Genomic DNA, 14,516 nt, shown 5'->3' on the forward strand with positions numbered 1-14,516 from the left:
AACCGGATACAGCCGGTAACGCAAGGCCCGGTGCCTGGAAGGGACGGGGCCTTGCCGGTCCGTCCCTTCCAGTCCAGGACGGACCGGCAAGGCCCCATAGGGCCAGACAGCGCGCTCCCCGGTCACAGTAGGCTTCGGCGCGAGAGCCGGAGCCCCTGACCGATGGGGACACACCTGCCGAGGAGCGCCCCGCATGAGCCTGACCCTGAGGACCATCAGCCGAGAGCAGCATCTGGCATACATCCAGAATCTGCCTGCGGCGAGTCACATGCAGGTCCCGGCATGGGCAGACGTGAAGGCCGAGTGGCGCTCGGAGAGCCTGGGCTGGTTCGACAAGAACGGACAGCTCGTCGGCGCCGGCCTGGTGCTCTACCGGCAGTTGCCCAAGATCAAGCGCTATCTGGCGTACCTGCCCGAGGGTCCGGTCATCAACTGGTACGCCCCGAACCTGAGCGACTGGCTGCAGCCGATGCTGGCGCATCTCAAGCAGCAGGGCGCCTTCTCCGTGAAGATGGGCCCGCCGGTCGTCATCCGTCGCTGGGACGCGGCCGCCATCAAGTCGGGCATCCAGGACCCGGACGTGAAGCGGCTGCGCGACGTCGAGGCCACCCACATCGAACCGCGTGCCTTCGAAGTCGCGGACCGGCTGCGGAAGATGGGCTGGCAGCAGGGCGAGGACGGCGGCGCCGGTTTCGGTGACGTACAGCCCCGCTACGTCTTCCAGGTGCCGCTGGCGAACCGGTCGCTCGAAGACGTCCACAAGGGCTTCAACCAGCTGTGGCGACGCAATATCAAGAAGGCCGAGAAGGCCGGCGTCGAGGTCGTCCAGGGCAGCTATGCGGAGCTCGCCGAGTGGCAGCGGCTTTACGAGATCACGGCGGAACGCGACCACTTCCGGCCGCGTCCGCTGGGCTACTTCCAGCGCATGTGGACGGCCCTCAACAACGAGGACCCCAACCGGATGCGGCTGTACTTCGCCCGGCACGAGGGCGAGAACGTCGCGGCCGCGACCATGCTGATCGTCGGTGGGCACGTCTGGTACTCGTACGGCGCGTCCGCCAACCACAAGCGCGAGGTCCGGCCCTCGAACGCGATGCAGTGGCGGATGCTGCGCGACGCGTACGCCATGGGGGCCACTGTCTACGACCTGCGCGGCATCTCCGACTCACTCGACGAGACCGACCACCTTTTCGGCCTGATCCAGTTCAAGGTCGGCACCGGCGGGCAGGCTGCCGAGTATCTCGGCGAGTGGGACTTCCCGCTCAACAAGCTGCTGCACAAGGCGCTCGACATCTACATGTCGCGCCGCTGATACGCGTCGTCCCACTGACGAAACCGGCTTCATTGGTTTCAATGGGGACTTCGACCCCGTACACCTCCCACACACTGCAGCCACCAGAAGGGTTCCGGACCGGCCATGGCGCTCTCCCTCTACGTCGACACCGCGCGCTGGCGGGCGCACCAGAAATCCATCCTCGACCAGTTCCCCGGCCTCGTCCCGGTCTGCAAGGGCAACGGATACGGCTTCGGTCACGAGCGCCTCGCCGACGAGGCCATCCGCTTCGGCTCCGACATGCTCGCCGTCGGCACCACCTATGAGGCGGCCCGCATCAAGGACTGGTTCAGCGGCGATCTGCTGGTCCTCACCCCGTTCCGCCGGGGCGAGGAGCCGGTGCCGCTGCCCGACCGGGTCATCCGGTCCGTCTCCTCCGTGGACGGCGTGCACGCCCTGGTGGGCGCGCGGGTCGTCATCGAGTGCATGAGCTCGATGAAGCGCCACGGGGTCAAGGAGGAGGAGCTGGGGCAGCTGCACGCCGCCACCGAGGACGTACGCCTCGAAGGCTTCGCCCTGCATCTGCCGCTGGACCGTACGGACGGCTCGGACGCCGTCGAGGAGGTCATCGGCTGGATGGACCGGCTGCGCGCGGCCCGGCTGCCGCTGCACACCATGTTCGTCAGCCACCTGCGCGCCGAGGAGCTGGGCCGGCTCCAGCAGCAGTTCCCGCAGACCCGTTTCCGCGCCCGCATCGGCACCCGGCTGTGGCTCGGCGACCACGAGGCGACGGAGTACCGGGGCGCCGTTCTGGACGTCACACGCGTCGTCAAGGGCGACCGTTTCGGCTACCGCCAGCAGAAGACCGCCTCGGACGGCTGGCTGGTGGTCGTCGCGGGCGGGACGTCGCACGGCGTGGGCCTGGAGGCCCCGAAGGCCCTGCACGGCGTGATGCCGCGCGCCAAGGGCGTCGCCCGCGCGGGCCTGGCCACCGTCAACCGCAACCTGTCCCCGTTCGTCTGGGCGGGCAAGCAGCGCTGGTTCGCCGAACCGCCGCACATGCAGGTGTCGATCCTGTTCGTCCCCTCGGACGCGCAGGAGCCGAAGGTGGGCGACGAGCTGGTGGCCCATCTGCGCCACACGACCACCCAGTTCGACCGCCTCGTCGACCGCTAGGAGGCGGGAGGACGCCGGGGCGCTGTCCGGAAATCTGGACAGCGCCCCGTCTCAGTCCGCGACCGGACCGTGCGCCGCGCCCCATTCCACCCGCGGCCCCTCCACGGCGGGCACGGCATGGCGCGGCGGATGTACCGCCCGCCGCAGTACGAACACGTCCCGGGCGCCGTCGAGCACCCCGCCGGACGGATCGTCCGACCCGTCGCGTCGTACGACGTCCCGCGCCGGCACGAGGATGTCGCGTACGACGACGGCGCAGAGGTACAGCGTGCCCAGCAGATGCAGGATGATCGCCAGCTGGTACCCCTCCGTGGGGAGCCCCTGGTGCTTGTCCCCGCTCGTCGTGTACGCGAGGTACATCCAGATGCCCAGGAAGTACATGACCTCGCACGCCTGCCAGATCAGGAAGTCGCGCCAGCGCGGCCTGGCGAGGGCGGCCAGGGGGATCAGCCACAGCACGTACTGCGGCGAGTAGACCTTGTTGACGAGGATGAACGCGGCGACGACGAGAAAAGCGAGCTGCGCGAAACGCGGCCTGCGCGGCGCCATCAGCGTCAGTGCGCCGATGGCCGCGCACAGCACGAGCATCAGCAGGATCGACAGGTCATTGACGGTCGAGACCTCGATCGTGATGCCGGTGCGCTGGGTGATGATCAGCCAGAAGGAGCCGAAGTCGATGCCCCGTTTCTCACTGAATGTGTAGAACTTGTTCCACCCCTCCGGCGCGAAGGCCATCACGGGCAGGTTCACCATCAGCCAGGACGCCGCCGTCCCGAGCGCCGCCAAGCAGAGCTCCCGCCATTTGCCCGCCCGCCAGCACAGCACGAGGACCGGCCCCAGCAGCAGCACGGGATAGAGCTTGGCAGCCGTGGCGAGCCCGATGAGGATGCCGAACGCCACTGCCCGTCCCCGGGCCCACATGAGCATCGCCGCGGCCGTCAGCGCGACGGCCAGCAGGTCCCAGTTGATCGTCGCGGTGAGCGCGAAGGCCGGCGCGAGGGCTACGAGCAGCCCGTCCCAGGGGCGGCGCCGGTGCGTACGCGCAACACAGACGGCGATGATCACGGCGCAGATCATCAGCATGCCCGCGTTGACCATCCAGTACATCTGCTCACGGTGCTGAATGGATCCGCCCGGTGTCAGCCAGGACGCGATCTGCATGAACACGCCCGTCAGAACGGGATACTCCAGGTACTGCATGTCGCCGGGCAGGCGGTCGAAGTACGGTACGAGCCCCTCGGAGAAGCCACGTGCCACATAGAGATGCGGAATGTCCGAGTAACAGGCGTGCGTGTACTGCGAGCCGGCGCCCCTGAACCACGCCCAGTTGTAACAGGGCAGCTTCTGCACCATGCCCAGCGCGAACATCCCGAGAGCCACCAGCGCGATGACGCCCACGGGAGTGAGTGCCGTGCTGCCGAGCCGTGTCCAGCGCCCTGACCGCCCGCCGATCAGCTCGCTGCCGGCCTCGGCCATCTCGTCCTGGTGCGTGGGCCGTACGACGGGCCGTTCCTCGTGCACACTCGTCCCTTCTGCGCTTGGCATGCCGCTCATCCTGCCGTACGGGACTGTGGGAACGACGAGGGCCGCCGCACCGTGTGGTGCGGCGGCCCTCATGGCCGGGCCGGGTCGCCGGTCTCTGCGGGCGGACGGGCGTCAGCCGCTCGGACCTCCGAAGATCCCGCCGTTCCCGTTGCCGTTGCCATTTCCGTTGCCGTTGCCGTTGCCGCCGTCCGGTGGAGAGAAGGATGGCGACGGGCTGGTGCTGGGACCGCCGGCGTCCCCGCCGTTCGCACCGCCGTTATTGGTCCCGCCGTTGTTGTTCTGGCAGTTCCGGTCCCATGCGCTACAGGTGTCGCTGGGGTCGGGAGCGGGCGGGGACGGGGTCTTCGAGGGCGACTCGGACGGCGAGGCGGACGGCGAGGGCGACTCCACGGCGGTGGGCGACGGCTTGGGGCTGGGGGCACCGCCGCCGTAGACCTTCTCACCGATCGGCGTCGGCGTCGGGAAGCTCAGGGCCTTCTGGCCCTTCAGCGCATCCGCCATGTAGTCATGCCAGATCTGGGCCGGGAACGAAGCACCGTGGATCGTCTTCTCACCACCCGTGCCGTACATCTCCTCGAACTTGCGGTCCGCGTTCTTCTCGTTGTCGTCGAGCCGGTACATGCTGATGGCCGTCGACAGCTGCGGGGTGTAGCCGACGAACCAGGCCGACTTGTTGCCGTCCGTCGTACCCGTCTTGCCCGCCACGTCGCGGCCGGGGAGCTGCGCGGGAGTTCCGGTCCCCTTCTCGACGACGTTCTTCAGGACATCGGTGACGTTGTCGGCGATGTCGGGGCCGAAGACGCGCTTTTGGACGTCCTTGTGCTGGTAGATGACATTGCCCTCGTACTTCACTTCCTTGACCGAGTAGGGCTCGCGCTGCATGCCGCTGGCGGCGAAGGTGGCATACGCACCGGCCATACGGATCACGCTGGGCGAGGACGTACCGATGGAGAACGACGGCACATTCGAATCGGCCATGTTGTTGTCGTCCTTGAGCCCTGCGGCGATGGCCATGTCCTTCACCTTGTCGGTGCCGACGTCCATGCCCAGCTGGACGTACGGGGAGTTGGCGGACCACTGCATCGCCTCACGAAGGGTGATGTTGCCCTTCGACTCATGGCCGTCGTTGGTCTGCAGCCACTCCTTGCCTTCCTCGTTGGTCCAGACCTCGCCGTTGTACTTCTTGATCTTCAGCTTGTCGTCGGCGTTGTAGATGCTCAGCGGCGAGACCGGCTTGCGCTCCGACAAACCCTGGTCCGCCTCGCCCAAGGGGTTGCGCTTCCCGTACTTCATCGCCGCCGCCAGCACGAACGGCTTGAAGGTCGAACCGACCTGTGCACCCGTGGGGTCGGCGTTGTTGGTGTAGTGCTTCGTCGCGTCCTCACCACCGTAGATCGCCACGATGGCACCGGTCTTGGGATCCACCGACCCGCCGCCGAACTGGACGTGGGTGTCCGTCTTGGGGCGCTTCTTCGGATTGATCTTGTTGTCGTAGACCTTCTTGACCGCGGCGTTGAGCTCCTCGACCTTCTTCTTGTTGAAGGTGGTGTGGATCTCGTAGCCGCCCTGGGCGAGCTGCTCCGCCGTCACGTGCTTGGGGTTGTTGTTGAGGAAGTACTTCTTGGCGAGGTCGACCAGGTATCCGGTCTGGCCGCCCAGCTGGGCGTTCTTCCTCGGTGGCTTGGGCATCGGGAACTCGGTGTACTTGTCGCGCTCCGCCTGCGAGAGGCGCTTGTCCTTGACTTCTTCGTCGAGGATCCACTTCCACCGCTTCTTGGCCCGTACGGTGTTCTTCGCCTGCGTGGCCTCCGCTGCATCGAACTCGGTGGCGCCCGCCGGATCGAAGTAGGTGGCGCCCTTGAGCAGCGTGGCCAGGAACGCACACTCGCTCGGGTTCAGCTCCGTGGCGTCCTTGTCGTAGTACGTACGGGCCGCCGCCTGGATCCCCGACGCACCTCGCCCGTAGTACGAGATGTTGAGGTAGTCGGTGATGATCTCCTTCTTGTCCTTCTCGTTGGTGACCTTGAGCGTGATGAAGATTTCCCGGAACTTCCGGCTCAGGGTCTGATCCTGGGACAAGTAGGAGTTCTTCACGTACTGCTGGGTGATCGTCGATCCACCCTGGGTCTGGCCGCCGGTCGCCATGTTGTACAGAGCGCGGGCGATGCCCATGGGGTCGATGCCGCTGTCGTGGTCGAAGGACTTGTTCTCAGCCGAGATGACCGCGTTCCGCATGGCTTCGGGGATCTGCGCGTAACCGATGATCTGACGGTTGTAATCACCGCCCGTGGCGACCATCTGCGTGTCGTCGTCCCAGAAATAAACGTTGTTCTGCGCCTTCGCGGTGTTCTTCACCTCGGGCGTGGAGACCCACGCGTACGCGATGCCGGCCAGGCCCATGAGCAGGCCGAAGAAGCCGATACAGAGGCTGGAGACGAGCTTCCAGGACGGCACCCAGCGCTGCACGCCGTACTTCCCGGCACGCGGGTAGTCGATGAAGCGCTTCTTGACGGGACGCTGGCCACCGCGGCCACGCCCCCGTCCCGGGCCCTCGTGTCCGCCGTCGCCGCCACCACCGCGACGACGACCACCACCACCGCCGCCGCCGCCACGGCCGCCGCGCTGGGCGGCCCGTCTGGCCGCCGCGCGCCCGCCGTACGGGCTGTCCCCGCCCTGCGAACCGGAAGGCGACTCGGAAGGTGACTCTGACGTTACTCCGCGTGACGGAGCGGCTCGGCGTCCTGAGGACTGCTGGGCGGCTCGTCTGGCCGCGGCCCGCCCGCCACCTTGCGGTTGGGGCGTTTTGCGACGGTGCTCGCTCATGGAACGACTACTCCTCGGGCAGGCAAGAACGCCTGGAAGCGGCGGCTGAGATCCGGTCCCCCCGAATGACGGACCAGCCCTGCGACAGGCTCATCCGCAGTGCCTCCGGCTGGTCCGCGAAGACTGACGCGCGCGGCCGTCTCGCGGTTCCCGGTGGTCTGCATGCCGCACAGACTACGCACGGTCAAAACCCTCCTAGGGCCGAACTTCACCCCAAACAACGCAAGTCGGTGCCTACGAATTCACGATGTGACGCCGTTCACGATGACCCCTCTTGTCGCAGGGCGACGACCGATCTATCGTCATGATGTATCGAGTCGATACATCAGCTCGGTACATCAGCTCGGCACAGGGCTCCGCGAGAGCACTCGGAGAAGGAGGAGGCGAAGTTGAGCAGACGCTCCGGCATCCTCGAATTCGCCGTTCTCGGTCTGCTTCGCGAATCCCCGATGCACGGGTACGAGTTGCGCAAACGTCTCAACACGTCGCTGGGGATCTTCCGCGCCTTCAGCTACGGCACCCTCTACCCCTGCCTCAAGACGCTGGTCGCCAACGGCTGGTTGATCGAGGAGCCGGGAACAGCCCCGGCCGTCCTTCCGCCCACCACCGGCCGTGCGGTCGCCCCCGCCTCCTCACTGGCCGGGCGCCGCGCCAAGATCGTCTACCGGCTGACGGCGGAAGGTAAGGAGCACTTCGAGGAGCTGCTTTCGCACACCGGCCCCGACTCCTGGGAGGACGAGCACTTCGCAGCCCGTTTCGCCTTCTTCGGGCAGACGGAGCACGAGGTGCGGATGCGGGTGCTGGAAGGCCGGCGCAGCCGGCTGGAGGAGCGCCTGGAGAAGATGCGGGCCTCTCTGGCCCGCACCCGCGAGCGCCTCGACGACTACACACTTGAGCTGCAGAGACACGGCATGGAGTCCGTGGAGCGCGAAGTGCGCTGGCTGAACGAGCTCATCGAGAGCGAGCGGTCGGGACGGGATCAGCGACGGTCCTCGCCCGGGGGCGAAGCTCAGCAGAACACAGCAGGAGAGACGGACGGCCTGCCCCGGCACCGGGGTGACACCCTGCCGGATCCGTCCGACGACACCTCAAAGTGAGGTCCCCGCAGATCCGCGGGACTTCATCGGGAACATCCATTACACACAGGGAGCAACCGGAATGGGTTCGGTTCGCGTAGCCATCGTCGGCGTGGGCAACTGCGCCGCCTCGCTGGTCCAGGGCGTCGAGTACTACAAGGACGCCGATCCGGCCGGCAAGGTGCCCGGCCTGATGCACGTCCAGTTCGGCGACTACCACGTGCGGGACGTCGAGTTCGTCGCCGCCTTCGACGTCGACGCGAAGAAGGTCGGCCTCGACCTCGCGGACGCCATCGGTGCGAGCGAGAACAACACCATCAAGATCGCCGACGTTCCCAGCACCGGCGTGACCGTCCAGCGCGGCCACACCCACGACGGCCTGGGCAAGTACTACCGCGAGACCATCGAGGAGTCGGCCGAGGCCCCGGTCGACATCGTCCAGGTCCTGAAGGACCGCAAGGTCGACGTCCTCGTCTGCTACCTGCCCGTCGGGTCCGAGGTCGCCGCGAAGTTCTACGCGCAGTGCGCCATCGACGCCAAGGTCGCGTTCGTCAACGCTCTCCCGGTCTTCATCGCCGGCACCAAGGAGTGGGCGGACAAGTTCACCGAGGCCGGTGTCCCGATCGTCGGCGACGACATCAAGTCGCAGGTCGGCGCCACCATCACGCACCGCGTGATGGCGAAGCTCTTCGAGGACCGGGGCGTCATCCTGGACCGCACGATGCAGCTGAACGTCGGCGGCAACATGGACTTCAAGAACATGCTCGAGCGTGAGCGCCTGGAGTCCAAGAAGATCTCCAAGACGCAGGCCGTCACCTCCCAGATCCGTGACCGCGAGCTCGGTGCGGACAACGTCCACATCGGTCCGTCGGACTACGTGGCCTGGCTGGACGACCGCAAGTGGGCCTACGTGCGCCTCGAGGGCCGTGCCTTCGGTGACGTTCCGCTGAACCTGGAGTACAAGCTCGAGGTGTGGGACTCCCCGAACTCCGCCGGTGTCATCATCGACGCCGTCCGCGCCGCGAAGATCGCCAAGGACCGCGGGATCGGTGGCCCGATCCTCTCCGCGTCCTCGTACTTCATGAAGTCCCCGCCGGTCCAGTACTTCGACGACGAGGCCCGCGTGAACGTCGAGAAGTTCATCAACGGCGAGGTCGCCAACTGACGCGACCGGACACGGCGCGTCGAAGCGGCTCGGTGATGAGCGGCAACGCTCCTTCCTTTCCGCACCGTTGAGGGTCCCCGGGTCATCCACCCGGGGACCTTCAACGTATGTGACCCTTGATCACATGCCCGTCGTAGGTGATCTGCGCGTACTCCTGCGCCTTCGGAACTTCCGTCGTCTGCTCGCCGTACGGCTTCTCTCCCAGTCGGCGGACGGCGTCTATCAGGTCGCACTGGCGGCGCACGTCGTCTTCTCCCCGGAGAAACAGGCATCGGCGGGAGCCATCGCCTCCGCCATGGCCGTGCTGCTCCTGCCTTACTCACTCATCGGCCCCTTCGCCGGCGTCCTGCTGGACCGCTGGCCACGCCGTCAGGTCTTTCTGTACGGCAACCTGCTGCGCGCCACACTCGCCTGCTGCACCGCATTCCTGATCCTCGGCGCCGCACCCGACTGGCTCTTCTACGTCTCGGCGCTGTGCGTCACCGCGGTCAACCGCTTTGTGCTGGCCGGGCTCTCGGCCGCGCTGCCGCGTGTCGTCGACAGCGACCGGCTGGTGCTGGCCAACTCGATCTCTCCGACCGCGGGCACGCTCGCCGCCACGGCCGGCGGCGGTCTCGCCTTCATCGTGCGGCTGCTGCTCGCCGACTCCGACGCGGCGGTGGTGCTGCTGGGCGCGGCGCTCTACCTCGCCTCGGCACTCGCCTCCCTGAGCCTGGCCACCGGACTCCTCGGACCGGATCAGGACGGGCGGCGCATCCGACTGCGGAAGGCTCTGGCCATCACGGCTCGGGGGCTCACCGACGGGCTGCGCCATCTGGCGGAGCGGAAGCAGGCGACCCGCGCGCTGGCCGCCATGACCGCGATCCGCTTCTGCTACGGGGCGCTGACCGTGATGGTGCTGATGCTGTGCCGGTACGCCTGGTCCGACAGCGAATCCGAAGGCCTGGCCCTCCTCGGGCTGGCTGTGGGGATATCCGGCGCGGGGTTCTTCGCGGCGGCCGTGGTGACACCGTGGGCTGTGGGGCGGCTCGGCCGGCTCCGCTGGATGGCGGTGTGCGCGGCGGCGGCCGCCGTCCTCGAACCCGCACTGGGGCTGTGGTTCGTCCCCGCGCCGATACTCGTCGCGGCATTCATCCTCGGACTTGTCACTCAGGGGGCGAAGATCGCGACGGACACCGTGGTGCAGACCTCGGTGGACGACGCCTTCCGTGGCCGGGTCTTCTCCCTCTACGACGTGCTGTTCAACGTGGCGTTCGTGGGCGCTGCCGCGGTCTCCGCCCTCATGCTGCCTCCTGACGGGCAGTCGTTCGTCGTGGTGACCGGAGTGGCGGTGCTCTATGCGGTCGTCGCCGTGCTGCTGTTCCGGTGGAGCCGTGCCGAGAGGGCGCTCCGGCGAGCGTGAGGGGCGCAGTGGCGAGGGGCACTGTTTCACGTGAAACAGTGCCCCTCGCACAACGGGTGCGGTCATGTTTCACGTGAAACATGACCGCACCCGTTTCCGATTCCTGCCAATCAGGCCTTCAGTGGCCTCAGCTCTGCGCAGCCCACCACTTCTTGAGCTTCTCGACCGCCACGTCATGCCCCATCGGCCCGTGCTCCAGCCGCAGCTCCAGCAGGAACGCGTAGGCCTTGCCGATCACCGGACCAGGACCGACACCCAGCGTCTTCATGATCTCGTTGCCGTCCAGGTCGGGCCGGACGGCATCCAGCTCCTCCTGCTCCCGCAGCTGCGCAATGCGCTCCTCGAGCCCGTCATAGGTCCGCGAGAGGGCGGCGGCCTTGCGCTTGTTCCGCGTGGTGCAGTCCGAGCGGGTCAGCTTGTGCAGCCGCTCCAGCAGCGGGCCCGCATCACGCACGTAGCGGCGCACCGCGGAGTCGGTCCACTCGCCTTCACCGTAACCATGGAAACGCAAGTGAAGCTCTACGAGCTTCGAGACGTCCTTGACCGTGTCGTTGGAGTACTTGAGCGCGGTCAGCCGCTTCTTGGTCATCTTGGCGCCCACCACCTCGTGGTGATGGAACGAGACGCGCCCGTCCTTCTCGAAGCGCCGCGTCCTCGGCTTGCCGATGTCATGGAGGAGAGCGGCAAGGCGCAGAACCAGATCAGGCCCGTCCTCCTCCAGGTCGATCGCCTGCTCCAGGACGGTCAGCGAGTGCTCGTAGACATCCTTGTGCCGGTGATGCTCATCACTTTCCAGACGCAGAGCGGGGAGCTCCGGCAGCACCTGCTGCGCCAGACCCGTGTCGACGAGCAGCGCCAGACCTTTGCGAGGGTTGGCGGAGAGCAGCAGTTTGTTGAGCTCCTCCCTGACCCGCTCGGCGGAGACGATCTCGAGACGCCCGGCCATTTCCGTCATCGCCCTGACCACGTCGGGGGCGACGTCGAAGTCCAGCTGCGCGGCGAAGCGAGCAGCACGCAGCATGCGCAGGGGATCGTCGGAGAAGGATTCCTCGGGCGTTCCGGGGGTGCGCAGCACGCGGCGGGCCAGGTCCTCAAGACCGCCATGAGGGTCGACGAAGTTCTTCTGCGGGAGCGCGACGGCCATGGCATTGACCGTGAAGTCACGACGGACGAGGTCTTCCTCGATGGAGTCGCCGTAGGACACCTCGGGCTTGCGTGAGGTCCTGTCGTACGCCTCCGACCTGTATGTGGTGACTTCGATCTGGTAGCCGTCCTTCTGGGCACCCACTGTGCCGAAGGCGATCCCGACCTCCCACACCGAGTCGGCCCACGGCCGGACGATCTTCAGTACGGCCTCGGGGCGGGCATCCGTCGTGAAGTCCAGGTCGTTCCCGAGCCTGCCGAGAAGCGCGTCCCGGACCGAGCCGCCGACCAGAGCGAGACTGAATCCGGCATCCTGGAAACGGCGGGCGAGATCGTCGGCGACCGGTGACACCCGCAGCAGTTCGCTGACTGCGCGGTGCTGCACCTGGGTCAGGGCACGGGAGCTGTCTTCATTGGCGTTCGACACAACAGAAAAGGGTACGTGCCCGGACCGGCCCGGTCGTCCTGGTTTCGTCCCGCCCTGCGAGACTCTTCCGATCATGTAACGGACTCCCCAGCACTTGGCACCCACGCACATCGTTACCATGCGGGGACGCAGCAACCGACAACCATCGACACCAGCTGACGACGACGAGGGACGGGTAGGCGCGTGGCCGAGGCGGCAGACATTCAGGGAATCGGTCCCTCTCCTGCCCGCCGGTGGCTGCGGCGCACAGCCGCCACGATCATCGGGGCGCCACTCGTCGCCGTGCTGCTGGCCGGACCGACCGCGTCCGTCGCACAGGCCGGCGGGACCGCCAAGGCCCCCACCGGCTCCGAGACGGTCGATGTGTCCCTGAACACCCTCGCTCCGAGCGCACCGGTGAAGGGGGACACGCTGTCCGTCTCCGGCACCGTGACCAACAGGGGCAAGGAGACGATCACGCAGGCGGAGGTCGACCTGCGAGTGGGTCCGAGGCTCTACGGCAGGACGTCGATCGACACCGCGGCCAAGCGCACCGGCTACGTCCCCGGCAGCGACCCCGCCCCGCTCGGCGGCAAATACACGGTGAAGCTCGCGAAGCTCTCTTCCGGAATCAGCCAGGACTTCACGCTGTCCGTCCCGGTCGACAAGCTGGGGCTCGGCGACGACGGCGTCTACCAGCTCGGTGTCTCGCTGTCGGGGCAGACCTCCCGGGCCCGGTACGACCACGTGCTGGGGATCCAGCGCACCTTCCTGCCGTGGCAGGAGGAAGAACGTGACTCCAGGACGAAGGTCACCTATCTCTGGCCGCTCATCGCGTCGCCCCACGTCACCGCCGAAACCGGCTCCGACGATCAGCAGACACCCGTGTTCGCGGATGACGACCTGGCCGCCGAACTCGAGCCGGGCGGGCGCCTCGAACAGCTGGTCTCGCTGGGCAGCCAGCTGCCTGTGACGTGGGTCATCGACCCGGATCTGCTGGCCAGCGTCGACGCGATGGCACGGAACTACCGTGTGAAGTCCGGCGACACCACCGTCGCCGGGAAGAACCAGGCCGTCGCCAAGAAGTGGCTCACCTCGCTGGAAGCCGCGGTGTCTGACGGCAAGGTCATCGCGCTGCCGTTCGCCGACCCGGATCTGGCATCCCTTGCACACCGCGGCAAGAACGTGTCGGGCACCCTCAGCCACCTGCAGACCGCCACGGATGTGGCCGGGACAACGGTGCAGACCATCCTGCATATGAAGCCGTCGACCGACTTCGCCTGGCCCGTCGACGGGGCGGTCGACCCGTCGATCGTCGACGTCGCCACCTCAGCCGGCGCGCACAACGTGATCGCCCGCAGCGACAGCCTCCAGGAGACCGGCAGTCTGCCGTACACGCCGACCTCGGCCCGTCCCATCGGCGGCGGCACCACCGCCGTGGTCGCCGACGCCCGCCTCTCCACGGCTTTCCAGGGCGATATGTCGAACGCGGGGAAATCCACCCTCGCCGTACAGAAGTTCCTCGCGCAGACCCTCGCCCTGACCGAGCAGGAGACGGACGAGGAACGGAGCATCGTCGTCGCGCCGCAGCGGATGCCGACGGTCGCCCAGGCCCAGTCGATGGCCGCCGCTCTGCACTCCCTCGACGACGAACGCTGGACCCAGCCCCTCGGGCTCGTCGACGCGGCCGAGGCGAAGCCCGACGCGGACGCGACGACCAGCGTCCCCGGCTCCTCCCAGTACCCGAAGCGGCTCCGCAGCCAGGAGCTGCCCACCCAGGCCTTCCAGGACATCAAGTCCACCCAGGCCTCGCTCAACAACTTCCAGGTCATCCTCGCCCGGCCGGAGCGGGTGGTGACCCCCTTCGGCAACGCGGTCAACCGGTCCATGTCGACGTCGTGGCGCGGCAGCGCGCTGGAGGCCCAGCAGTACCGGGACTCGGTACGCACCTATCTGCAGGGCCTGATCAACGAGGTCCAGCTCATCTCGAAGTCGGACGTCACCCTGTCCGGCCGCAGCGCCACGATCCCGGTGACCGTGCAGAACAGGCTGTTGCAGGGCGTGGACCACCTGGTCCTCCGGCTGAAGTCGGAGAACGCGACCCGGCTCAAGCTGAACGACGGCGGAGCCGTGGCGGAACAGCCGATCCGGATCGCCGGCGGCCACAGCCAGTCCGTGAAGTTCGACGCCGCGGCCAACATCAACGGCCAGGTGCAGATGACCGCACAGCTCTATACCGAGGACGGCACGCCGTACGGCGGAGAGATGACCTTCACCGTGAAGGTCTCCGAGCTCACCCCGACCGTGCTGCTGGTGATCGCCGGCGGGCTGCTGCTTCTGGTCCTTGCAGGCATCAGGATGTACACCCAGCGCAAGCGGGCCAACGCCGGCGGTGCGGCCGGCGGCGGCGGCAGCGATCCCGAGCAGCCGAGTGACCCGACGCCGGACACCGGTCCGGAAAGCGGGGCACCATCGGGCCCGGGTGAGAAAGTGGAACGTTGAGCGAT

General features: G+C 67.4%; 9 protein-coding genes. 6 read left to right on the forward strand and 3 right to left on the reverse strand.

All coding sequences use genetic code 11. The annotated features are described in order from the left end of the window. Positions 1-193: 193 nt before the first annotated feature. Both ACFVV1_RS04645 and ACFVV1_RS04650 read left to right on the forward strand, forming a co-directional pair. Positions 194-1,312: a lipid II:glycine glycyltransferase FemX gene (locus tag ACFVV1_RS04645; RefSeq protein ID WP_384446684.1), complete on the forward strand. Its 1,119-nt coding sequence runs from the start codon at positions 194-196 to the stop codon at positions 1,310-1,312. A gap of 105 nt (positions 1,313-1,417) precedes the next feature. Beyond that, complete coding sequence (locus tag ACFVV1_RS04650; protein ID WP_389984401.1) at positions 1,418-2,449, forward strand: alanine racemase; 1,032 nt, start codon at positions 1,418-1,420, stop codon at positions 2,447-2,449. Positions 2,450-2,500: 51 nt separating this feature from the next. Here the strand turns inward: ACFVV1_RS04650 and ACFVV1_RS04655 are convergent, their stop codons facing one another. Continuing rightward, entirely contained in the window at positions 2,501-3,994 is a 1,494-nt protein-coding gene (locus ACFVV1_RS04655) for a glycosyltransferase family 87 protein (RefSeq protein ID WP_389984404.1), read from the reverse strand. Between the two features lie 111 nt (positions 3,995-4,105). After that, on the reverse strand, positions 4,106-6,817 hold the full coding sequence (locus ACFVV1_RS04660; protein ID WP_389984407.1) for a transglycosylase domain-containing protein: 2,712 nt from the start codon (positions 6,815-6,817) through the stop codon (positions 4,106-4,108). A 389-nt stretch (positions 6,818-7,206) separates the two neighbouring features. On the opposite strand from ACFVV1_RS04660, the gene ACFVV1_RS04665 reads away from it, so the two are divergent. From ACFVV1_RS04665 to ACFVV1_RS04675, 3 genes are all read left to right on the forward strand, one after another. Then, positions 7,207-7,914, forward strand: a complete 708-nt coding sequence (locus tag ACFVV1_RS04665) for a helix-turn-helix transcriptional regulator (RefSeq protein ID WP_389984410.1) — start codon at positions 7,207-7,209, stop codon at positions 7,912-7,914. A 61-nt stretch (positions 7,915-7,975) separates the two neighbouring features. Then, complete coding sequence (locus ACFVV1_RS04670; protein WP_389984413.1) at positions 7,976-9,058, forward strand: inositol-3-phosphate synthase; 1,083 nt, start codon at positions 7,976-7,978, stop codon at positions 9,056-9,058. 124 nt (positions 9,059-9,182) lie between these two features. Continuing rightward, entirely contained in the window at positions 9,183-10,460 is a 1,278-nt protein-coding gene (locus ACFVV1_RS04675; RefSeq protein WP_389984416.1) for an MFS transporter, read from the forward strand. 127 nt (positions 10,461-10,587) lie between these two features. Here the strand turns inward: ACFVV1_RS04675 and ACFVV1_RS04680 are convergent, their stop codons facing one another. Next, positions 10,588-12,030, reverse strand: a complete 1,443-nt coding sequence (locus tag ACFVV1_RS04680) for a CCA tRNA nucleotidyltransferase (RefSeq protein WP_389984419.1) — start codon at positions 12,028-12,030, stop codon at positions 10,588-10,590. A 183-nt stretch (positions 12,031-12,213) separates the two neighbouring features. On the opposite strand from ACFVV1_RS04680, the gene ACFVV1_RS04685 reads away from it, so the two are divergent. Then, a complete protein-coding gene (locus ACFVV1_RS04685; RefSeq protein WP_389984422.1) occupies positions 12,214-14,511 on the forward strand; it encodes a DUF6049 family protein in 2,298 nt (765 codons plus the stop codon). Positions 14,512-14,516: the final 5 nt, after the last annotated feature.

The organism is Streptomyces sp. NPDC058092 (assembly GCF_042884935.1).
Lineage (GTDB): Bacteria > Actinomycetota > Actinomycetes > Streptomycetales > Streptomycetaceae > Streptomyces.